The following is a 20,724-nucleotide window of genomic DNA, read 5'->3' on the forward strand; positions in this document are numbered from 1 at the left end:
ACTTGTGTCCGCGGTTGCCTAGACAGATCGACTTCGATGCTCAGAGACCTGCTGACCCAATGCTGCCTCACAGCAACGCGCGTCGGCGCTCGTTGCTCGCAATCTCGTGACTTCTGGGCAGGGTCAGCGCGTCCAGCGCTCTCGTTGGCACTTCGGCCCGGCGCCCCCCTGTGCGTCAGGATCGGGTGAGACAGCGGTGATGTAGTTCTTCCCTCCCGCACGGGGCGAGATTGGTTGATCAGAATGACGATGACGACGGCGGACTTCGCCACCGATGATGGGGTCATGGGACCTCGAGCCGACCGCCCCAAGCGGCGGACTTTCACGGCGGAGTTCAAGGCGCAGGTGCTGGCCGAGTACGACGCCGCTGACCGTGAGGAACGGGGTGCGATCTTGCGCCGTGAGGGGTTGTACACCTCGCACATCGCCGAGTGGCGCAAGGCCGCGGACGCCAGCGCCCGGGCCGCGTTGGCCTCGGGCGCGCGGGGCCGCCCCGGGCGGGACAAGCGTGATCGGGAGCTCGAGGCGCTGCGGGTGCGGGCGGAGAAGGCCGAGGCGGAGCTGGCCGGTCGCGGGCGGCGCTGGACCTGATGGGAAAAGCACACGCGCTCTTGGAGACGCTCTCCGAGAGCGCGGCCACCGAGAAGCGGTCGAGGCAGTGATCAACCCGGCCGTGGACACCCTGGCACAGCTGGTCGGGACCGCGGCCGCGTGCACCCTGCTGGGCCGACCCCGAGCGAGCCACTACCGGGCGAAGCGGCCACCGATGCTGGGCCCGAAACCGCGCCGGCCGGCGGCAGCCAACGCGCTCACCGACACCGAGCGGGCCCAGGTGCTGACGGTGCTGACCAGCGACCGGTTCGTCGACAAGTCCGTCGCCCAAGCCTGGGCCACCCTGCTGGATGAGGGGACATACCTGTGCTCGATGTCGAGCATGCACCGGATCCTGCGAGCCAACCACGCTGCCGGAGAACGCCGCTCGCAGGCAACACACGCCGCCCCAACCGTCCCGGAGCTGCTGGCCACCCGGCCGGGGCAGGTGTGGTCCTGGGACATCACCAAGCTGCGCGGCCCACAGCGCGGGGTCTACTTCGACCTGTACGTCGTGCTCGACATCTTCTCCCGGTACGTCGTCGGCTGGACCGTCGCCGCCCGCGAGGACTCCCAGCTCGCCAAGGAGCTGCTCGAGCAGGCCATGGGCATGCACGGTGTGCCCCAGGTGGTCCACGCCGACCGGGGCACCTCGATGACCTCCAAACCCGTGGCGCAGCTGCTGGTGGACCTGGGCGTGACCCGGTCCCACTCCCGGCCCCACGTCAGCAACGACAACCCGTACAGCGAGTCGCAGTTCAAGACGATGAAGTACGCCCCGGTCTTCCCCGACCGGTTCGGGTCCCTGGCTGACGCTCGCACCTTCGGCGAGGCATTCTTCGGCTACTACAACCACGAGCACCGCCACGCCGGGATCGGGTTGCACACCCCGGCCTCGGTCCACCACGGCACCCACCACCGAATCCGAGCGCTGCGCCAGCAGACCCTCAACGCCGCCTACGCGGCCCATCCGGAACGGTTCGGCCACCGCCGACCCCAGCCACCGAAGATTCCGACCGAGGCCTGGATCAACCAACCCTCACGAGAGGCGCTCATACAAAGCGCGTAAACCCCGACTGTCTCATCCGACTTGACACGTTCCGACACGCTGGTGGACTGGCTCCGGCACGGGGCCTCTTCAGCTTCTGAGCACGACAAGCGCAGAGCATTCGTTCACTGCAGTGAGGTACTGGAAGGCCGACGGCTCGTCGCATACCGTCAGGCATGCCTGTAGGCCATCCGGAACTCGATTGGCTCGCGCGACGCCGCGCCGGTGAGTCGGTTCGGTTGATCGCACAGCGATCGGGCGTGTCTGCGTGGGAAGTGACTAAGGCGACCAAACGGTTCGGTCCCTTCCCGAAGGCAGACCAGCAGCTGGGCAGGACGTACCTCACTACCTTCCTGCTCGAAGAGCGGCGCCAACGCTGGATCGCGGACCGACGCCGTGGGGTCCGCGTGAAGGAAATCGCTGAGCGCGACAAGATCCCGCACCAGAGCGTCACTCGCGTAACCAGCGGGTGGGGCCCCTACCCGGCCCGGGAGACCGTAGAGGCATGGGTGGAGGCCCGCCAGCGTGGTCGTTCAATGGGAACGATCGCGCTGGAGTTCGGTGTCCTGCCTGCGACTGTGAAGCGCTTCACGACGCCCCATGGTCCATTCCCCCGACCCGCCCAGGTGCCGGACGGGATCGAGACGCGCGAGTCGATTGCCCGCCGAGCGGGAGTGAGCGACTCGGCTGTGCGCAAGTGGCGGCACCTGCCCGAACCGGATTGGGTCACAGCGAAGGGGCGGCCTGTGTGGCTCTCGTCAACGATCGACTGTTGGCTCGACAGCGGAGCCCTGACGCGCTGCGACGTGTGCGGAGCGAGGCCGGTGTCGCTGACGTTCCACCTCGGCTACCGCCACGGTCAATCCTCGCGATAGGCCCGGCCACGCACCCGCGGGTGAGTGAGAGAGGTGAAGGGCGGTACCGCCGCTTCCTGTCACGCTCCGTTGACGGCCGGCAGACCTGAAGAGCGGGTGCCAGCCTCGCGCCCAATGTCTTATGGCACATGAGGCCAGTTGTGAACCTCGCTTCGGAACTCGCCCTGTTCGGTTGCGTAGGTCGAGCGCGAGTGCCGCGCGCGCCAGGCGCACTGCCGTCTTGGTTTGTGCGGGCTCCTGTGGGCGGTGCTTCCGTAGGTGGTCGACGTCGCTGGTCCGAGTTCGCTGACGCGGTCATGGAAGGTCGAGCGCCGCTTTCAGCCCTCTGCTCACGCTCGTCATCATCGGACCACTGAGTGCGCCGAGGTCGCGCGAGACTTCGTCCTCATACAGTTCCATGATGTCGTCGCACACTACCCAGCCAACAAAGCGCTCCCCGTGGCCGAGTGCCACGATGCTGGGGAGGGAGGGCTTGCGGCTGGTTGTGAGCCGAACAACAAGTGCAGTTCGCAGGGCTCGGTTGCGTTGATTGTTCGACACCACGAGGAAGTATTTCTCCGCGCCGATGTTCGGCAGCGTTGCTCCGTACACCCGCCCACGAATGAACGGCCCTTGGAAAGTCACTCTTCGTCAGCCCACCGGGGGCGGCGGCGACGGCTGATGTCGCGACGCTCGAGGCTGTCGGCCTCCAGTTGCTGCGCAAGCTCGGCGTAACCGGCCTCGGCAGCAGCCGCGCGCACCGCTCCAAGGCCCGCCTCGAACACCGCGTGAAGCAGGGCGCTCTCGCTCATGCTGGCGGCGTCGTCATGGATGTCTGCTCCCAGTTGCTCCAGGGCCCGTTGGTGGCTGGGGGATGTGCGGATCAGGCCGAGGTCGATCTCATCCTGCGCTGTCAGCGGAAGTGAGGGGCGGCGGATGACCTTGCCCTGCATGCGCGTAGCCATGTTCGACATTGTGCCGCACTGAGTGATGCGTGTCAATGATGCACTAAGGCGGGCGACGAACCGCGAGCCAACGCCACCGCGGTGCGCATCCAGCGATCGTGGGGGGTAGCCCGCCTCACGGAAGGCGTCCCTAGATGCGACGGCTGGCGGCAAAGTGACGCACGCCGACTTCAGCTCTCATGCCGATGAGCGGACGAACGAGGATGATGTGCTGCGTGGATCACAAAGTTGACCTCGACGAACTTGCGACGCGACTGGAACGGGCGCGGGCTGAGTGGGAGCGGACGGCGCGCGTGGGTCCTCTGACATGGCGCGACGAACAAGCCCCTTGGCCGCAGCCGATCGTGCACGAACGCTGTGCGGTTGCCGTCCCAGAGTCGGTCGGCGTCGTCCTGCGGCGTGGAGAGGACGAAGCGGAGTTCGTCGTGTGGACTGGCGGCTGGGCTGACATTGGCATGCTGCTGGACGGTGAGGTTTGGGACCTCTACGCCGAGTTCCACGACGTCAGCGGTGCATACGCTGCCGTGGCCCGAAACGTTGAGGACTTTCTCGCCTGAGCCCACCATCCGCTCATGCCGCGTTGAGACTGCAAGTCACCATGCGGGGACGCTTCCCGCGTGGGTACCTTTCGAGGCATGATCAGCCCGTTTGCCGCGGAGGGCATCTGGATCCCCTTGGACCACGACGTCGCTTGGGCACCCTTTGAGGGATTCCACTTCGAGGCGAACTACTACGAGACCGAGCAACCGGCGATTGCACTTCCGGAGGACGCCCTGGTCGTAGACCTGGCCCCGGTCTTTACCGACGAGGGTGCGATGTTCGCCGCCGGAGAAGCCGCGATCAACGCCTCGGCCCTACGTGCGTTCGTGTCGCTCGCGGGGGACCTCGAGATGACAGCCCTCGACTGGCAGCACACCCCCTACCGGTACTCCCCCGCGAAGCACGCGTTGGCCAACATCGAGGCGTGGCCCGTCCCGGTCTTTCCTAACGGGGACTACTACATCCATCTCGGACCCGACGCTGCGTGGGGAACCTTCGGGCACCCCTGGCAACGAACCATCACACTCTGGGGACGCAGCCTCACCGAGTCTCTCGGTGCCGACCTTCTTTCATGGTTGCCCCGTCACCCGCAGAGCCGAACCTGATGTCCTCATCTGCCGCGATGCGATTCCCCAAGGGACCGGCCACGACTCTCCTGAGTGACAGGATCTGAACCGTGACCGCCAAGGAGTTCGCTGATCGTCTTGAAGCCGAGACCTATCGGGGCGACGACGGCCTGGTGGGCGTCTACGAGTTCCAGCCGTCCGATGACGACGCCCTCTGGATCTCGGAACGCCTCTTCCGTCGGGTGACTCGAGTGGCCGAGGCATACGAACTGCACACCCTTCCGATGCTCGGCGGCTCGGACCCGGTGACCCTGGGCAGGCCGATGTTGGCCTCCATGGTCGACGAACTGGAGTTTCTCACCGATCAACTCAACGACCCGCTGGTCCATGAAACCGCCCAGGTGCTGACCGATTTCATGACGATCCGACTTCGACGACCTAGCTGGGAAGGCTTCGTCACTGTCGAAGGCGACTGAGAAAAGCTGCGCTCATACCGCGTCTCGTACGGCCTTATCGCCGCGGTAAGGGGGTCAGGGTGCGGCAGGGACTACCTGGGGTCACGATCGCTGACCTCGACGCGCGGGCCTCCCCGCCTGCCGCCCTTGACGTCTGCCGCTTCGGCTCTTCGCCTCGGGCTCCCCTGGGAACCTGTTGTCGGATGCAGGAACGGTAGCGGAAACGACCGCTCATGCCGCGGAGCGGTGCGACCTTGTCGATGCCAGGTGCCCAGGGGCGGGGCATGGAACACTTCCGCTCGTGACGTCCACCGGGGAGCAGCGCCGCCGGCAGGTCTGGTGGGTCATCGATCGGCGGTTCCTTGACCGGTGGCCGGTACGCCTCAGCGCGGCGTTCTTGGTCGTTCTTGGCTTCACGCTTGCCTCTCACAACCTAGGTGAGCCGTGGGTTATCGCATTTGCGATTGCCTTCCTTTGCATCGGCTCTGCGCTGACGAGCCGGGGCGTCGACCGCGCGCCAGGGCGGTCCCGCCGGCTCACACTCCTGACGGTGGTCTCAGCGGGATCCTTTTTGGCATTGGGTTTCCTATCGGCAGTGTCGGAGTCCGACGGTGTCAGGCTGGTGTCAGCCATGGGCGCGGCCGTTGGAGCGATGACGACGATCGATCTCCTGTGGGATTCCTTTCGAGCCGTACGACACGACAGAAGCTCGCCCGGTAGTCACCAGTAGCAAACAAGGCCCCCCCGGTCCGAGTTGACCGCTCATGCCGCATGGCGTAGTCGATGTCGCTGGCGTGAAAGACAGGGCGGCGTCTGCTGGTCGCTAGCCTCCATTCATGGCCGGTTGGCGTGATCGATGGCAGGCGGTGGTTGCCAGTGACGTATCCGGCCGGGACGGCATCGGCTGGGAGTTCACCCCGCGAGTTGGTGGCGAAGTGGCTTGGGCCATCTTCCGCGAGGACGGTGGCCCCTTCCCGGTTTTCATCTCGTCCCGTGGTGATGCCGAGCTGCCATCCGCAGAGGACGCGCGGTCGATGACTGAGGAGGCGGTCGCTGATCTCCTCGACGCAGGGGGACATGCCGACGCGGTGGGTTGGACGACCCAGAACATCAGCACCGCTCTGTGCCTCGTGCGTGAACCGCTCCTTTCCTGGGAAGGCGAAGAGTGGGCGCTGAACGACCCAGACGCCGGCGAGTCCGCTGAATGGGCGGTCCCCGCTGATCAGCGGGTGCCGTTCAACTGGCTTGTCGCTAGCACCGGTCAGGGCAGTCGGCAAGTGTCGACGTACCAAGATGACGGACTGTTCGGGCTCCTTTTCAGGTCCGAATCCACGCGACGGCTCCCGCCAGCCGCGGACGGAGGTCTCCGTCCCCGCAACGACCCACCAATCCTCCGTGGCCAGGTGAACCACGTCGAGGTCGCCTATGACGTCCTCGCGGAGGGTGGGCGTACCCCCGGCGTGGTGAGCGAGGTTCTGCTGCACGGTGACCACGAGTCGACCCTTCTCATCGCAGCTGAGGCTTACTCCCGTGACGACTGGCGCCTGTACGACGAATCCGTGGTCGTCCTGCCCAGCCTCGCGGCCGCAGATGTGCTGCCATGGGCACCTGACCGTCTTCGCTGGCGATCCACTGCTTGTGCTGGAGGTTGATCCCAGCCCAACGGGGCTCACCGCATTCGCTGTCGCCAGAGTCGACCGATTGGGTTCCTCACGTCACTAGCGCCCCGGACATCCGCTCATGCCGCAGACCGAGCGATCGAGCCAGCCGATGATCTGGTCAGACGATCGGTGTCTGTTTTGGAAACCTCATCGTCGTCATGTCGTTGGCGCAGGCATCGCACAGCGTCCTCTCCACACGTGCGTCCATTCGAAGTGATCCGCACCTGCCGCACCACTCACAGACGACTTCCGACGCGGCGCGGTACTTCTCCGTGATCTCGTTCAGCCGATCGGCTTCCTCCGCCGCCGCCTCTCCAGCTCTCGGGCGGGCTTGGAACGCGAGCACACCCCACTTCTCTTTGATCGCATAGAACCGATAGTCAGGAAAGGTGGCCGCGAGCTCGTCGTGGCAGGCGCCCACGAGCTCCCTCCACCCTTCACCGCACCAGACGACCTTGAAGTCGGGATAGCCGGAGTGCGCACGCAGCCGATCGAGCAACTCACTGCTGTTTGTCGGATCCAGAACCCACACGAGCAGTGATGATGCCGAGTTGATTCGATGAATGCAGGCGCTTGCATCAAACAGGGGGGCCGCGGTCGTCACGTCAAGAGAGGAGGCTCGGGCGCGCGCCATTCGCGAGCAGCGCCCCTCGAAGTCGGCCAGCCCGGGCTGCAGCTTGCACCCATCCACCGGGCCACCAGCGCTTAGATGAGGACGAAGCCGAGGTCGGAAAGCCTGACCGCTCATGCCGCGGATAGGGTGATTGTGATGCCGATGAGCCGCTCCGCCTCAGAGGGCTGCCACGAGTTGGACGACGCGATCGACGACGTCGATAGGGGCTGAGAGAGCGACATCCCAGGTCTCATCGTCGGAGCCGATCAGGATCGAAACGATAGATCCGTCGCATGACCAGAACACGGGGGCTCCCGCGGACCTGCCGACCGCGACCGAGTTGCGAGACGCCCAGGCGGCGCTGCGGATTGAGTCCAATGAGGCGAACTCAAGCGGCGTTGCCCTAACGTTGACTTCCCATTCGCCGCTGCTGATCTTGGCGCACGCGACGGTGCGGCCGTCGGCGTCGACTTCAGCGTCGACTGCTACGTCTGCCATGTGCGAATGGTGCCACGCGGCGTGTCTGCACCAGTTCGTCTGATCGCACTCACATGCCGCGATTCGCTACTCGGGTGGCCGGGCGATCGAATCCTCTGTCGGGTCCCAACCCATCATGCGGCGGAACGCCCGGTACTCGTCACGCTGCTCGTCCGTGATGCGGCACTCCAGATCTGAGCACCATCCGGAATCCTCAGGTACGAACCATCGGCTCCGGTCGCGACGGGGCTTCTGCCGGCCCGGCCTTCGTGGCCAGACGTGAGGCACCTTCCAGTCCGCACCACAGACGGGGCAGGGGTGCTCGCCGTCCGGGTAAATCACGACCCGGAGACTACGCCGAGCGGCAAGAAGATCGCACGCTCATGCCGCGAAGCGCCCCCGTTGAAGAGCCGTCCGAACACTCTCGATTCGGGCCGTTGGAGCCGCCGCCTGCGACATAATCGATAGGTGCAGAGTTTTCCAAGTCCCACAAGCGGCCTCAGCGCGGCCCGCCGCAAGTGGGGTCTGGCCCGTGCCTATCTGCTCGCACTCGCGCTCATGGCTGGCTGCGTGGCAGCGATGATGCTGGTCGCAACTGTTCTTGCACTGGACCCGGAGGATAAAAACACGGCGTGGACGTGGGCCGCGCCCGGGATCGCGTCGGCTGCCGCGCTAGCCACTTCGCAGTGGGGGCGGCCTCGGCTCGTTCAGCTCGTCCTCGGAGGGTTGGGCCTCGTCCTGGTGACCATGTCCGTTGCCTTCGGACTGGACGACTGGCGTCTTGAGAACTCCTTCGAGGTGCTTGCCGCCTACGCCGTGCCCCTGACCGCGGGCCTGGCCGCGATCGTCATCGCGCAACGCGATCGACGACTCGAGAGACAACGGCAGCAGTCGCTCTCGTTGCTGTCCTTCGCCGACAGGGCGCCTTCCGCATAAAGTGCCGGGGAGAAGGCCACGCTGACGTGACCGTCCGCTCATACCGCGGGCAGAGTGAATCACCCTGCCGATGAGCGTAGGTCTGTGCGAGCATCGCTGGCATGTCCGAGCCAGAGCCCGAGTTCGTTGACCTGCGCCTATGAGACCAGTCCGCCCTCGTCCTGATCGACTGGCTTCTGACGACGGATGAGAGCTCGCTGCCGTACACGCACCCATCGCAGAAGCAAGCGCTCCGCGACCTCTCCACCTCTATTGAGTGGGCGCGCGGACTCGGGTACACCGACGCAGAACTCAACGCGGCACAGGAGCAGGTTTCCCGGGACATGGCCGATGACGACCGCAGGGTGTAAGCACGGCGAATAGTCCGCTCATGCCGCGACGGGGGAATGCATGCGTCACTATGCAGGGTGTGAAGCAAGGGGAGTCGCCAAAGTCGGAGTGGGTGGGCGAGCTTGCCGATGGCCCGCCTTCGAAGAAGGACTTCGCTGCGCTCGTTGAGTCCGACGGCGCCCGGGACTCCGCTGAGGTCGAATACTACGAAGCCGCTGCCGACCCGCAGTTCGTTCGCAATGAGACCGAGCAGCGACGCTTCAGATCGCAGTTCCGCCGCCGCCTTCGCCATCGTGCCGCCAAGAAGCGACCGGCATCTGGCGCCGGCGGCTGACAACCGCTCATGCCGCGGACAGCGCGTTCGGTCCTGCCGATCTGCCGGCGTGCGGATGTGTTGTTGAGGTGCGGTTGGGTGGTCACCCGGCCTGACAACATGTCCCCATCTATGGACTGGATCCCAACACCGATCTAAGCCCTCTAAGCGGTTGCGTGCTGACGTTCGTTGGATTCGGCCAGTTCCAAGTTCAGCTGGCCTTTTCAGGCGACACAGATTGCCACATCTCCATCGAGGGCGACTACGTCGTGATGCCCCCGGGTGGCCAGGTCACTACTTTCAGCGAGGCCGCGGATGGTGCAGCCGCGTTATTGCCGCTGCTGGGGCAATCAGTCGAGGTGGCCATGGTTCCTACCGACGGGACAGCAAGACTTCGCTTCGAAAGTGGGGCGATCGCCGAGGTGCTGGACTCCGAGCCTCACTAGGAGAGCTATCAGATCAACCTCGGCGATCGGCTGCTCGTCGTCTGACCTGGTGGTGTCCCCTCATGCCGCGCCGCGCACGAGTCGAGGGCGGAGTCCGCAACGGCGCTCGGGAGTGGGTGATTCCACGGAGATCGAGCCCCGTACGGTGAGACTCATGCCTGACTCCCTCAATGCTGATCTTGATGGCACGATGTGCGCCCGATCTGACTGCTCGCGGGTAGCGGACGTGATCGGGAACGCCGTTCTTCGTCTGAACCCTTTGGTCGGAGCTCTCGGCAGCCCAGATGATCCGATGTCCGTGGACCTGCCCCTGTGCGTCGATGACGCGCATCTGCTGCGCATGGAGCCGACTCTCGAGCGATTCAGTGACGGATTGAACTAAGCAAAGGAGGCCACTAAAGGACGGCCCACTCGCTTCCGCACCCTCCTAGCGAGCGCTAGTTAGGAGCAGAAGTAGATCGCACCTGAGAGCCGACCGCGCCCCATGGACATGCCGTGGACGTGGTGTCACAGGCTCGCGTCAGGATGCTCGTGTGGATTGGTCAACTCTCGCTCCCGGTGTGGTCACAACAGTGCTCGCGGCAGGCGTCATGGCCCTGCTTCGCACCGTCTGGGATCACCGCCGCGAACGGGGCGCGCTCGTGGCGAGCCATGAGCCACCCTCCACGCGCGGATGGGACGCCACGGTGAAGGTCCAGTGGCGAGGCACAGGGGAGGCTTGGCATGTCTTGGCGATTCCATATGACCGAGCAACCTTCATGGCCCGGGGAAGCAACCAAGCGCACGTTCTGCGTGACGGTGACGGTGAGTTGCGCTTTCAGGTCCGCTATCCAGCACGGATCGTGTTGCTTTGGCGAGCTGGGCTGACGCGCAGGAGGGCCCGGGGCCACCTCCTGGACACACAAGCAGGGTTAACCCGCCCCATGACGAACAGGGAGGTCCGAGCCTTCCTCTCGCGTGGGCGTTCGTAGCGGGACGACGCCGACGTGGGACACCCGCACTCACATGACATCTCGGTACGCCATCGGGCCGTGACGACGAGCCAACCGCTCATGCCGCGTTGCGCTCGATGCTTGACCACACCGGGGGAGCAGATTTGCGACTACTCGCAAGCCGTTTGAGTGGCACGCCGCGCCGGGGTCGTCGTACGGTCGAACCGACTAGTACCGATCAGTAGCCGGGCTCGAGGGAGCGGACCGGCGAACCGCGACCCAGGGGGTGGCCGCAGATGAGCACACCGCAGACGTTTGCCCGACCTCGCGACGGCGAGACGTTCGAGGAGTTCCAGGCCCGCTACCGGGCCTCCATCCCACCGGTGCTGTACCTGCCGGTGGCCCGTGCCACAGGCGTGGACGAGCCGCTCGAGATCGAGATGCATACCACGACTGACGGCAGGTTGGCGCTGCTGGCGTACTCGGCCTTTGACCGGTTGCTGGACTGCTGCGGTCCGCACCAGCCGTACGCGCTCGTGCCGACCGCGAACTTGGACCGGCTCAAGGCGGAGCAGCCCTACGACGTCGTCTACTTCGACATGACCATCCCCGACGAGCTGCGCCACACCGAGACCGAACCGGCCGACCCGGCGCCGGCGGTGCGCGAGGTCGGGGACCCAGCCGGTCCGGGACGGAGAACCTCGTGAGCGACTTCGACATCTCCCCGGCCCGGCTGACCTCGATGGCCGGCACCCACGCCGACGCCGCGAGCGAGGTCGCCGGCACCGCACCGGCCCAGCCGGCCGGTGTCGACGGCGGCGAGGGCGGCCCGCACGTGCTGCTCATGCTGGCCGACCTCGGCGCCGATGCCGACGCCTTGGCCCAGCTCAACACCGGCACCGCCTCCGCCCTGCGCACCGTGGCCGCCGACACCGAAGCCACCGACGCCGAGGCCGCCGCCGTGCTGCGCCAGTCCGCGGCCCCGATCTGCACCCCGGCGTCATGATCGACACCGACCTGCCCGGATCGTTCGCCTCGCTGCAGGCCGCCTCGAGCTGGCTTGCCGACCTGGCCGACGCGATGGACGGCGCCGGCGACGACGCCGTGGCCGCCCGCTCGGCCGCTGCCGCCGACTGGGACGGGGCCAGCCACGCCGCCTACACCGCGCACGTGAGCGAGGTCATCACCGCCGGCGACGCCCGCGTCGGAGTCGTGCGGCGCTGCGCCCATGCCGTGGACACCTACGCCTGGGAGCTGCAGGCGTGCCAGGCCGAGATGGCCGCCCATCGCGCGCGCGCCGCCGCCGGCGGCCTGGCCGTGGTCGGCACCACCATCGAAGCCCCACCGGCCGCGTTCGACCCCGGGCCGCCGCTGCTGATGGCCACCCCCGCCCAGCAGCGCCAGTACGACAACGACCAGGATGCGTTCACGGGCCGGCTGGAGCAGAACGAGCTCTACGAGCAGCTGCGCATCGACGTGCGCGCCACCTACGACCGCCTCGACGCCTGTGTCACCGCTACCTTGGCTCCGGCCCAGGAGGAGGCCGCGTCCGACTCCGGCCTGAAGGCCCTGCTAGCCAAGGCCAAGGCCGCCGCCGAGCGCACCGGCAACGCGATCGACTTCGGCGGGACCGCGTTCACGGTGCGCGAGAGGGACTTGCGCAAGGCCGCCGACCGCGCCGCCACCGCCCTGGCCGCCAGCCGCTCCCGCAACCCGGCCGTCCGATCCGGCCGGGTTCCGCCCAGCGCGAGAGGGCTGGCCAACGCGGCCAAGCCCGGCACGAAGGCGGCCAACCTGATCGCCGAAGCCGGCGAGGTGGCCCGGTGGGGCAAGGTCCTCAAGTTCGGTGGCCCGGTCCTGGGTGTGGTCAGCTCTGGTATCGCCCTGGCCAACGGTGAGTCACCGAGCTCGGTGGGCGTCGGGTTGGTCGCCGGTCTGGCCGCCGGCGTCGCGACCGGCGCCGTCGTGGCCGCCGGCGTGGTCACCGCCCCGGTGTGGGTGACTGCCGGCGCAGTCGTGGTCATCGGCGGCGTCGTGGCATGGGGCGCCACCAAGGCGTGGGAGACGTGGGTGCCCGAGGATGTGCGCGAGTCCATCGACGACGGGGCGCGGGCGGCATGGGACTGGACCACCGACACCGCCTCGGACGCCTGGGACGGCGCCACCGACGCGGTCTCCGGGGCGTGGAATAGCGTGTTCGGGTGACCTCCGACCAGCCCGCGGCCCCGCGAGGCGGCACGAGTACGCCGCACCCCCACCCCCGCAAGCGCGGCATCGTGCTCGGGATGTTCGCTGTGCCGCTGCTGGTGTGGTGCGTCGTCGCCGTGACCGCCGGAACCAGAGCGCCGCTGGTGGCCATCGCGTTGGCGTGCCTACCGTTGCCGTTGCTCGCGCTGCCGCAGGTGTGGCCCGACCTGACCCGCCAGCGTCGTAGCGCCGCCCCCGTCCAGTCCGGCCGGGCCCTGGTCTTCGACGCCCCGGCCGCCGACCGGTGGAGCTACGCCGTCATGGCGCTCCTCTTCCTGGCCGCACCGCTCTTGGTGCACTGGGACGCCGCCCGCATCGGCGAGCAGGTCCCCACGCAGATCCGCTTCTGGCTCTGGCTGGCCGTGCCACTGGGTGTGGCCGGGGTGTTCTGGCAGGCCCGCTGGCGACGAACCCAGATCAGCCTCGACCCAGCGCTGGTCAGCGTGCAGACCTCCCGCGGGGTGGTCGAGATCCCTTGGGGGCAGCTCGCCGACGCTCCGCCCAACGGCGGCCCGCGGTTGGAGGCGATGCTCGCCGCAGGTGGTGGCGTGATCGACGGACATTCCCTACGCGCCGATCCCCACCGCGTCGCCGACGTGATCGAGTTCTACCGCACTCACCCGTCCTTGCGTCGAGAGCTCGCCACTGGCGAAGCCACGGACCGCATTGACCGTGGTGACGTCACCAGTGCCCCGCCTTCGCACTAAGCGGCCGACAGGGCTTCAGCTCCTCCGCCCAAGCCCCAACAGTCTGCTCCACCACGTCGAGCGAAGACCTCTCCCTCGTCGCGCCTCGTCTGACCAGCCCGAACGGATCGTGCGGGCGAAGTTTGCGCTCATGCCGCGACGGGGGAAGTTCGATCTGGGGACAAGCCCTGAAAGGGCTGCCTCGTCCGGCGCTCATACCTCACAATCGACCCATGCGGGCGAGGACGGCAGACCTTTACTGGTCGGCGGGTGGCTTCGTCATCGCCAGCGTCAACGCCCTCGAAAGCGTGGGCATTAGCGGGTTCCTCTGGGCCTTGGCGGCCTTCGTCATGCTGGTGGGCTTTGTGACGACTGCTGTGCGTCTGATCCGCACGCGAAACTTGCAGCGCCCCTCCACCACCGTTCCCTGACGGGGTCCACCGTCCGTGCGCTCATGCCGCGTTGCGCTTCAGGCGTTGACCTACTTCTCGGTGATAGTGATGCGGGGGTCGCCCTTCTGCCACCTATCGGAGGGGTTCAGCGAGAAGCCCTCGACGAACACGGAACCGTGTCCAACGCGGCTCGCCTCAAAGACGAACTGCACAGCCCGCGCCAACGCACGCGCGTCCACGGCCCCACCCTCGAACTCCACTGCAATTCGCTTCATACCCATGGGGTGATCTTCCCCCAACTCGTATCCGGCTACCTGACCCGCCGTATCGCGAAAGTCGCTCTGCAAGACTCGCCATGTGGTCGACCACTTCGCGAGCCGGCATTTCAGCGTGAGCAACCCCGAAGGGCCCGCCGGCCCTGATCTGCCACTCCTCCTGCGCCGCGTCGCCGACGCCATCGAGGAAGCCGGCATCGGGTCAGAGGAATTGCTCGATGTCACCTTCTGCGCCGACGAGGTCAATCAGCACGGCGCCTGGTGGCGGGCAACCGTCTACTGGGCGCCGGACGATCCGGCCTAGAAGCTCACCGGTCTCATTCGTGCGCTTATGCCGCGATGCGGCATCACGTCGGGGCATCGACGACATAGCCTCCGGAGATGCCGGAGTACGAACCACGACTTGCGGACGCTTTCTGGGACCTTCGTGACGACGCCTACGACCATCCCGAGCGATGGCAGGTCAGCGCGAGCGACATCTTTCAGAGGCTGGCCGAACTCGTCGAGACGGCTGAGGACAGCGGCGGGCTGATCGATTGGCGTCGCGACGTGGCGGAGTCGATGCTTCGCTGGCGCTCGGCCGGCACCAACAACCCGTAGACAGAGGCCGCCCGATTATGCCGCGGACAGATCGATTCATCGGGCTGATGAGCGGACGCTGCCTCGACCTCCGGCATCCTTGCCCGCGTGCGCACGCATGGGCAGACATTTCCGTTCCACACCCGGGACTGGAGTGTCATTCATCGCTTCATGGACGAGATCGCGACGGCCCACCCAGAGTTCCGGCACATGGAGGCAATCGCGCGGAGCGTGCTTGAGTCCGATGCGGCCGACCGACTGGCCGCGCACACGACGATGCATGACCTCATTGTCGTAGGGACGCCGGTCCCCGACCCTCCGTACGGCGTGGTGGCCGTGCGCTCGCCAAGTTCGCTTCGCCCCCCATCAGCCGGGCTTGTCCTCATTGAGCACATGTCTGTCACCGGGCACAACGACGAGATCGAGCGACCGGTCACTGAGGCGGTACCGCTCTTCTGGCGGTTCATGATCGAGAAGTACGGCGTCGCGCCTCGCCGAAGTTGAGGAACATGACCGCTCATGCCGCGGTCAGGCGGACTGCGTTGCGTACCTGCTACATCGCCCCGGCAAGGTCCACGCGGACGGCCGTGGCCCCTGCGGTGTCGACGTTTGCGTAGACGCGGACGTGGGTGCGCTCGTCGAGGTGGTTGAGCAGGACCTCGCTGTCAGCATCGCCGATAGCCAACAGCCCGTTTGGTAGGTACAGCTGCCCAACCAGGACCGGCTCCTCAGCGTCCGCTTCGAAGCTCGCAAGACTGCGCACCCGAATCGTCGCGGTTGCCCAGTCCCAGTCAGCTTCGAAGCGCTCCGCGTCGATGTCCTGTGCATGGCGCACACGCAGCACCAGGCAGTCCTTCGTCGCAGTCACCAAGCCGTCATCGAGCTGCTCCGGAACCGCAGCCTTCGGTGCGGACAAGATCGCAATTCCCCAGTGCCAGGGACGCGACACCGAGACGTCGAAGAACGGCTGCATGGCGGCAGCATACGAAGCCAGGGCCCGGTCACAGCGGTGCCTCCGTCGCAGACCATCTATCGCTCATGCCGCGAGCTGGACACGTGACGTCCGTACGCTGGCGCAATGGACGACGTCGAGTGGGATGCGGCGAATCGCGCGCTCATCGAGGCTTCCGAGCGAGCAGCGACACTCGCACGCTGCCTCGCCGTTGCCCCGGAACTTGATTGTTGGCGGGCCGGCGAGGACCTTGGCGGCATGCTGGCGGCCGACGCCTTGGATCAAGCACGCGGAGAGCTGGAGCGGCTCGCCTCAGGCGGCGCTAGCTCCTTGCTGGATTTGGTCGAACGAATCGCTGAAGCCCTGCCGGTGCCGTTGGAGTGAAACGCACGCTCATGCCGCGGAGCGGCGCGACCTTTGCCGAAGCCCAGGTGCCCCGAGGCGGGGCATGGAATGCTGGCGCTCGTGGCGTCCACCGGGGAGCAGCGCGGGCGGCAGGTCTGGTGGGTCATCGATCGACGGCTTCTTGACCGGTGGCCGGTACGCCTAAGCGCGACGATTCTGATCGTTCTTGGCTTCACGCTTGCCGCTCACAACCAAGGGGAGCCGTGGGTGATCGCGTTTGCGATTGCCTTCCTTGGGATCGGTTTTGCGCTCACGAGCCGGCACATTGACCGCGCGCCAAGGCGGTCCCGCCGGCTCACGCTGCTGACGGTGTCCTTGGCGGGATCCTCTTTGGCATTGGCTTTCCTATCGGCAGTGTCGGACTCCGAGGCCGTCAGGCTGGCGTCAGCCATGGGCGCGGCCGTTGGAGCGATCACGGCGATCGATCTCGCGTGGGATTCCTTTCGAGCCGTACGACACAGAAGCTCGGCCGGTAGTCCCTAGTAGCAACAAGGCCCCCTGGTCCGAGTTGACCGCTCATGCCGCGAACGGGTCATACATCCGCGCGATGCTGTCGTTCGGTTCCCATGGCGAAGTGCCGGTCGAGGTAGTCCTCGGTCGTTAGTCCGCTCCGTCGAATGAGCGAGAAGACTTCGACGCCGTTAGCTGGCTTCATGGCAAGCGCGTACGCCTGCGTGAGAGGTAGGACCTCACCGCCGAGGTCCTCGACGTAGCGCTCGGCCTCTGCTTCCGCCATCGCGATTGCTGCGTCGAAGTCGATCGCTCGCCAGATCGTGATGCGCTCTTCGTAGTCGACCTGGCCAGGCTCCAGGTCGTGAGGCCCCCAGGGCTTCGGTTCGTGGTTGGCCACGCAGGTCCGCACGGCGAACCATGTCTTATCGGGCATGAATCGATCATCCATCGGCGCTACGCCGAACATGCGCACATGCCGCCAATCGCGAACGCCATCTGGCGACGGCGGTGATACTGGCCGCGTGGTGAGGAACGTGTCCGTCGGGCCCGACTGGAGTGAGCCGTGGCCGTCCCCGGTCGCCGATCGCTCGTGGGTGAGCGACGACGGCACGGAGTGGCGGATGCGGGGCGGCCCTATCGGCGAACGAGAGGTTCGGCGGTTGTTGCGGAGACCCGACGTTCGGGTGCTTCACGTGTATGGGACCGAGCCGGTCGAGCTCCCAGCGAAGGAAGCATCCGAAGTGCTGGACGCGCTTCAGGTGTTCTACGACGGTCGGGCCCAGCCCTTCGCTGATTTCGTCGTAGCCGACTTCCGGAGCAATGACCACGATGTCCTCATCGTCATCGAAGAGTCCTGCTGAACCTTCCGCTCATGCCGCGATGCACTTGGTTCGCCCGTGCGTCCTCGTCCGGATGACATGCTCCTCGGGTGGCAAAGAAACACGGACCTCGGCTCGCCACTCGCGCCAGCAGCTGTTAAGGCTGCTGAGCGCGCCGTCTCGCTTGTGAGCCCTTACGCGCCAAGACCGCCACCGCCTTGCCTACCGCTTCGCTGACGACAAGCGGAACAGCCCAGTCCACCACCTCGATGAATGGGCCAGCCGCCAGTCGCGCATGCTGATCACCCGCTCGGCATGGACAACCTCAGTCAGGTTGGCCCTTTGCTGCTCCGTCAACCAGATGACGAAGGAGGTGCCCGCGTCCGAGAGGCTGGCGACTGTTGCATAGTCCTCTCGCCAAAATGTCGCGTCATAGGCGTGCGGCGCGAAGGTGATGAAGTCTTCCCGCACCTGGCTGTCGGTGGCGGCCCTTACCCCCGTCTGCACGTTCGTGTCGTCGCGTCCCTGACCGAACCGGTCGCTTAGTCGCTGCGCCGCCTCCACCACATCGGCAGGCCAACCACCTCGTTCCCCCCAAGGGATGTCCGTCTCGGCCGATGCCATCTCTGAGGCCACCAGCGTCAGGGCCGTGCGAGCAGCCTCGATCAACACGGCATCGGCAAGTCCCTCGAGGCTGAGCACGTACTGGGTTCGCTTCTCCACGCTAAAAGCGTCTCAGCGGTCGTGAATTAACAAGCGCTCATGCCGCGACTCGTCACTGAGGAGACTTGCTGGCCCTTGGGCGCATCGGCGCTGGTACGCGAGGCCGAAGTTGCCGACAAGCTCGGTGACAACGCTCCCGACATGGATGCTTCCAACCTTCATCCGTGGGCATGGGAGAACGGCAAGAGCTACTGGAATAATGGCTTCCATCACCAAGCGGTGATGCAGGCAGCTCTCCGCATCAACGCGGAAGCCCAAGCGAAGCTCGCGCGCGTCGACGTCTCTGAGACGGATCTGTTCAACCAAGCTTTCTCTCTCGATCCACCGAAGACCGGAATGGCGCGCTTTCGGCTAATCAAGGACGACGGAAGCAAGACCTACCACAGCCTCCACCGAGGAGCGCGGTCCTTCGCTGAGGGCTTGTACGCGGCCATTCGCAACCCGGGTATGCATGTGCCTCACGACGGCGGCGCGGAGCAACTCGCACTTGAGCAATTGGCCGCGTTCAGTCTTCTCGCACGTTGGATCGATCAGGCAGACGTGGAATCCGTCTAACTGTTCGGCGGCTCCGCTAGTACGAGGGATCCCAGCGTTCCCTTACCGCCGCTACCGCCGCTTGCGCGGCTTCGATGGCCGCTCCAGTGGGGAGCCGAATCCGACGACGTGCCACCACCCGCAGTAGGGGCACTGAACGGCTTCCGCTCCCTTCGCTACGCCCGCTGCGATTCCCGCGGCCTCTGATCGAGTCTCGATCGCCGCGCGCTTGGTCGGACAGCGGACCCCTCTCATGGTTTGGAGGTTACCCCGCGTCGCTGGCGCTCCGAGGAGACTCGCAACGCAAGGAGGCGTAGCGCGAGCTGAACATGCGACCCCTTCGGCGGACCGCTTTGGTGTCGAGGGGGGCAATAGGGTGCGCTGACAGCACATTGCCATCTATATGTCCGCCTGTCACCCCATTAGAAACCCTTGTTAACACTGGGCTTCTCACCTGCAGACCACGCAGAAGGGGCACCGAGGTTCGCGTCGCGCTAGCCGGAGTCGAGGAACGGGCAAGCAGGGCGTGGCCGTGCTTGGGCCCATCCCGAGCCCTGACTAAACGGCCGCCTTCGCCGGACGCCCATCATGGCCCGCCATCAGGTACCAGGTCCGCAGAGTCGTTCTTGTGGGCTTCGCGCGCCTTGGCCGAGGGAGGCGGCCACCTCACGGGCGAACCGCGCGAACAAACCTCGTCTCCAGAATCGTGCAGCCCTCGGCGAGGCCCTTCAGATACCCGTCGTCCGCGTTCGCGAGCTTGTCCGCGGAGTTCCCATCAGCGCGCACGATGACGAACTGCTGCTCAAAGGGGAGTCGGATTGCAGAGTCGCCGAGTGGCGCGCTGCTTGCAGGCCAGGTGTCCTCCCTGATGACAGCCTTTTGCGCAACGAAGTACCCAGTGGACGACGAGATGCGAACCGTCGCCAGCGCCACCTGAGGGTATGGGCCATGGCGCGAGGAACTCTCGCACGGAGGTTCTCGTGCGTATCCATCTGAGCTGTTGACGCCGAGCCGACGAAGAGGGTGCCGCTGCCGGCTCGGATGGGCCGAATTGCGGCAGGGCCCGGCAGTATGGGGCGGCGTCACAGGTAGCCGCGCCGTCGGGCTTCGGCCCGGCAGGTGCCCATGAGGCAGATCTGAAGGACGTCGCTGCTGGGCTTGCCTGGCTGATGTCGGGGCAGCGTGCGGAGATCGCGCCAGTCATTGAGGAGCCTGCCGCAGAGGGGACATTCTGGTTCTCGGTGTCGAGGCATGGGTCACGTTCTACCCGCGCACCGCCGCTTGCGTCTCGCTCTGCCAGGCAGAGACCCGCGCGCGGATTTCGCCGTCCCTCACAGGGCGTTGAGGTCGGCTGAAGTCACGTAAGGCATGTAGAAGAGCGGTCTACGAAGTGGTCGTCGAGTTAGGCAACGCGGCGACCGTTCCTGCTCGGCCCGCTGAGGGTGCCGACGCCGATTCGTGTGAAGCGGTCGTTCTGCTTGATGGTGCCGCCGACCGTGGTGGTGGCGAGAGCGAGGCGGCTGGTGATGACGCTGGGTGGACGAGTGGACGATGGGTAGGTGCCGTGGCCGAGGGTGCGGTCCGTGATGCGGAGCCTGACCCGCTTTTCCGGACACCTGAGCTGAGGCGATGATCGTCTCGGAGAGGAGTCTGGGATGCCTGCTGCCAAGCCACCGGAGTTCCGTCGTCGAGCGGTGGAGCTGACCCGGGTGCCGGGCGCGTCGGTCGCGACGATCGCCAAGGACTTGGGGATCACCGAGTCGTGCCTGCGCCGTTGGATGGCCAAGGACGACGTCGACGCCGGCCGCCGCGAGGGCCTGACCTCGAGCGAGCGCGAGGAGCTGGTCCGGCTGCGAAGAGAGAACCGCCGTCAGGCGATGGAGATCGAGATCCTCAAACGGGCCTCGGCCTACTTCGCGCAGGAGAACGTGCT

General features: G+C 66.2%; 29 protein-coding genes. 21 read left to right on the top strand and 8 right to left on the bottom strand.

Translation table 11 applies throughout. The annotated features are described in order from the left end of the window. The first annotated feature begins 249 nt into the window (after positions 1 to 249). Positions 250 to 1,660 (top strand): IS3 family transposase gene (locus IG69_RS0118445; RefSeq protein WP_425414822.1). Its coding sequence is split into 2 segments (ribosomal slippage): positions 250 to 545 and positions 544 to 1,660, totalling 1,413 coding nucleotides; the frame shifts between segments, so codons are not numbered across the junction. A 1,148-nt stretch (positions 1,661 to 2,808) separates the two neighbouring features. On the opposite strand, the gene IG69_RS0118455 is transcribed toward IG69_RS0118445, so the two are convergent. After that, positions 2,809 to 3,105: a type II toxin-antitoxin system PemK/MazF family toxin gene (locus tag IG69_RS0118455; protein ID WP_245616198.1), complete on the bottom strand. Its 297-nt coding sequence runs from the start codon at positions 3,103 to 3,105 to the stop codon at positions 2,809 to 2,811. A gap of 29 nt (positions 3,106 to 3,134) precedes the next feature. Continuing rightward, positions 3,135 to 3,458, bottom strand: a complete 324-nt coding sequence (locus IG69_RS0118460; protein WP_030529644.1) for a hypothetical protein — start codon at positions 3,456 to 3,458, stop codon at positions 3,135 to 3,137. A gap of 215 nt (positions 3,459 to 3,673) precedes the next feature. On the opposite strand from IG69_RS0118460, the gene IG69_RS0118465 reads away from it, so the two are divergent. From IG69_RS0118465 to IG69_RS0118485, 4 genes are all read left to right on the top strand, one after another. Continuing rightward, complete coding sequence (locus IG69_RS0118465) at positions 3,674 to 4,015, top strand: hypothetical protein (protein WP_157577721.1); 342 nt, start codon at positions 3,674 to 3,676, stop codon at positions 4,013 to 4,015. Between the two features lie 78 nt (positions 4,016 to 4,093). Next, positions 4,094 to 4,603: a DUF2716 domain-containing protein gene (locus IG69_RS0118470; RefSeq protein ID WP_051750740.1), complete on the top strand. Its 510-nt coding sequence runs from the start codon at positions 4,094 to 4,096 to the stop codon at positions 4,601 to 4,603. A 71-nt stretch (positions 4,604 to 4,674) separates the two neighbouring features. Continuing rightward, the gene (locus IG69_RS0118475) at positions 4,675 to 5,040 is read left to right on the top strand and encodes a hypothetical protein (RefSeq protein ID WP_030529647.1); all 366 of its coding nucleotides are present in this window, start codon (positions 4,675 to 4,677) and stop codon (positions 5,038 to 5,040) included. Between the two features lie 815 nt (positions 5,041 to 5,855). Further along, on the top strand, positions 5,856 to 6,671 hold the full coding sequence (locus IG69_RS0118485; RefSeq protein WP_030529649.1) for a hypothetical protein: 816 nt from the start codon (positions 5,856 to 5,858) through the stop codon (positions 6,669 to 6,671). A 127-nt stretch (positions 6,672 to 6,798) separates the two neighbouring features. Here IG69_RS0118485 and IG69_RS0118490 read toward each other — a convergent pair whose 3' ends face one another. Next, positions 6,799 to 7,284, bottom strand: a complete 486-nt coding sequence (locus IG69_RS0118490) for a hypothetical protein (protein WP_157577722.1) — start codon at positions 7,282 to 7,284, stop codon at positions 6,799 to 6,801. A 186-nt stretch (positions 7,285 to 7,470) separates the two neighbouring features. Continuing rightward, positions 7,471 to 7,791 (bottom strand): hypothetical protein, encoded by a 321-nt coding sequence (locus tag IG69_RS0118495; protein WP_030529651.1) that lies wholly within the window; start codon positions 7,789 to 7,791, stop codon positions 7,471 to 7,473. A gap of 549 nt (positions 7,792 to 8,340) precedes the next feature. Between IG69_RS0118495 and IG69_RS0118500 the strand changes: the two genes are divergently transcribed. The 12 genes from IG69_RS0118500 to IG69_RS0118555 all read left to right on the top strand — a co-directional run bounded on the left by IG69_RS0118500 (position 8,341) and on the right by IG69_RS0118555 (position 15,410). Continuing rightward, positions 8,341 to 8,706, top strand: a complete 366-nt coding sequence (locus tag IG69_RS0118500; RefSeq protein WP_157577723.1) for a hypothetical protein — start codon at positions 8,341 to 8,343, stop codon at positions 8,704 to 8,706. A 409-nt stretch (positions 8,707 to 9,115) separates the two neighbouring features. Next, on the top strand, positions 9,116 to 9,370 hold the full coding sequence (locus IG69_RS22270) for a hypothetical protein (protein WP_157577724.1): 255 nt from the start codon (positions 9,116 to 9,118) through the stop codon (positions 9,368 to 9,370). A gap of 116 nt (positions 9,371 to 9,486) precedes the next feature. Then, positions 9,487 to 9,795: a DUF6188 family protein gene (locus IG69_RS0118505; RefSeq protein WP_281174749.1), complete on the top strand. Its 309-nt coding sequence runs from the start codon at positions 9,487 to 9,489 to the stop codon at positions 9,793 to 9,795. Between the two features lie 154 nt (positions 9,796 to 9,949). Next, positions 9,950 to 10,177: a hypothetical protein gene (locus IG69_RS22275; protein WP_157577725.1), complete on the top strand. Its 228-nt coding sequence runs from the start codon at positions 9,950 to 9,952 to the stop codon at positions 10,175 to 10,177. A gap of 846 nt (positions 10,178 to 11,023) precedes the next feature. Beyond that, entirely contained in the window at positions 11,024 to 11,434 is a 411-nt protein-coding gene (locus IG69_RS22280; protein ID WP_157577726.1) for an SAV_915 family protein, read from the top strand. Further along, positions 11,431 to 11,733, top strand: coding sequence for a hypothetical protein (locus tag IG69_RS0118520; RefSeq protein ID WP_030529655.1), 303 nt, complete (start codon positions 11,431 to 11,433; stop codon positions 11,731 to 11,733). The genes IG69_RS22280 and IG69_RS0118520 overlap by 4 nt, the downstream gene beginning before the upstream one ends. Continuing rightward, complete coding sequence (locus tag IG69_RS0118525) at positions 11,730 to 12,932, top strand: hypothetical protein (protein ID WP_030529656.1); 1,203 nt, start codon at positions 11,730 to 11,732, stop codon at positions 12,930 to 12,932. The genes IG69_RS0118520 and IG69_RS0118525 overlap by 4 nt, the downstream gene beginning before the upstream one ends. Beyond that, positions 12,929 to 13,681 (top strand): hypothetical protein, encoded by a 753-nt coding sequence (locus tag IG69_RS0118530; RefSeq protein ID WP_030529657.1) that lies wholly within the window; start codon positions 12,929 to 12,931, stop codon positions 13,679 to 13,681. Before IG69_RS0118525 ends, IG69_RS0118530 begins: the two co-directional genes overlap by 4 nt. Before the next feature lie 212 nt (positions 13,682 to 13,893). Beyond that, on the top strand, positions 13,894 to 14,091 hold the full coding sequence (locus IG69_RS0118535) for a hypothetical protein (protein WP_030529658.1): 198 nt from the start codon (positions 13,894 to 13,896) through the stop codon (positions 14,089 to 14,091). 318 nt (positions 14,092 to 14,409) lie between these two features. After that, positions 14,410 to 14,631: a hypothetical protein gene (locus tag IG69_RS0118545; protein ID WP_030529660.1), complete on the top strand. Its 222-nt coding sequence runs from the start codon at positions 14,410 to 14,412 to the stop codon at positions 14,629 to 14,631. A gap of 77 nt (positions 14,632 to 14,708) precedes the next feature. Then, entirely contained in the window at positions 14,709 to 14,927 is a 219-nt protein-coding gene (locus IG69_RS0118550; RefSeq protein WP_030529661.1) for a hypothetical protein, read from the top strand. 150 nt (positions 14,928 to 15,077) lie between these two features. After that, the gene (locus tag IG69_RS0118555) at positions 15,078 to 15,410 is read left to right on the top strand and encodes a hypothetical protein (protein ID WP_157577727.1); all 333 of its coding nucleotides are present in this window, start codon (positions 15,078 to 15,080) and stop codon (positions 15,408 to 15,410) included. A 49-nt stretch (positions 15,411 to 15,459) separates the two neighbouring features. On the opposite strand, the gene IG69_RS0118560 is transcribed toward IG69_RS0118555, so the two are convergent. Continuing rightward, positions 15,460 to 15,879, bottom strand: a complete 420-nt coding sequence (locus tag IG69_RS0118560; RefSeq protein WP_030529663.1) for a hypothetical protein — start codon at positions 15,877 to 15,879, stop codon at positions 15,460 to 15,462. Between the two features lie 105 nt (positions 15,880 to 15,984). Between IG69_RS0118560 and IG69_RS0118565 the strand changes: the two genes are divergently transcribed. Continuing rightward, complete coding sequence (locus IG69_RS0118565; protein ID WP_030529664.1) at positions 15,985 to 16,242, top strand: hypothetical protein; 258 nt, start codon at positions 15,985 to 15,987, stop codon at positions 16,240 to 16,242. A 553-nt stretch (positions 16,243 to 16,795) separates the two neighbouring features. On the opposite strand, the gene IG69_RS0118575 is transcribed toward IG69_RS0118565, so the two are convergent. Continuing rightward, positions 16,796 to 17,149 carry a hypothetical protein gene (locus tag IG69_RS0118575; RefSeq protein ID WP_051750742.1) on the bottom strand — a complete coding sequence of 118 codons (354 nt, stop codon included), beginning with the start codon at positions 17,147 to 17,149 and terminating at the stop codon, positions 16,796 to 16,798. Positions 17,150 to 17,237: 88 nt separating this feature from the next. Here IG69_RS0118575 and IG69_RS0118580 point away from each other — a divergent pair, with 88 nt between their 5' ends. Further along, the gene (locus IG69_RS0118580; protein ID WP_030529667.1) at positions 17,238 to 17,576 is read left to right on the top strand and encodes a hypothetical protein; all 339 of its coding nucleotides are present in this window, start codon (positions 17,238 to 17,240) and stop codon (positions 17,574 to 17,576) included. A 180-nt stretch (positions 17,577 to 17,756) separates the two neighbouring features. Here the strand turns inward: IG69_RS0118580 and IG69_RS0118585 are convergent, their stop codons facing one another. After that, positions 17,757 to 18,257, bottom strand: coding sequence for a hypothetical protein (locus IG69_RS0118585; protein WP_030529668.1), 501 nt, complete (start codon positions 18,255 to 18,257; stop codon positions 17,757 to 17,759). A 39-nt stretch (positions 18,258 to 18,296) separates the two neighbouring features. Between IG69_RS0118585 and IG69_RS21820 the strand changes: the two genes are divergently transcribed. Further along, entirely contained in the window at positions 18,297 to 18,812 is a 516-nt protein-coding gene (locus IG69_RS21820) for a TIGR02391 family protein (RefSeq protein WP_084696933.1), read from the top strand. 645 nt (positions 18,813 to 19,457) lie between these two features. Here the strand turns inward: IG69_RS21820 and IG69_RS0118595 are convergent. Next, positions 19,458 to 19,724 carry a hypothetical protein gene (locus tag IG69_RS0118595; RefSeq protein WP_030529670.1) on the bottom strand — a complete coding sequence of 89 codons (267 nt, stop codon included), beginning with the start codon at positions 19,722 to 19,724 and terminating at the stop codon, positions 19,458 to 19,460. Positions 19,725 to 20,446: 722 nt separating this feature from the next. On the opposite strand from IG69_RS0118595, the gene IG69_RS0118600 reads away from it, so the two are divergent. Beyond that, the coding region (locus tag IG69_RS0118600) for a transposase (protein ID WP_030529671.1) at positions 20,447 to 20,724 on the top strand (278 nt) is incomplete at its 3' end.

The organism is Phycicoccus jejuensis, from assembly GCF_000720925.1.
Classification (GTDB): Bacteria; Actinomycetota; Actinomycetes; order Actinomycetales; family Dermatophilaceae; genus Phycicoccus; species Phycicoccus jejuensis.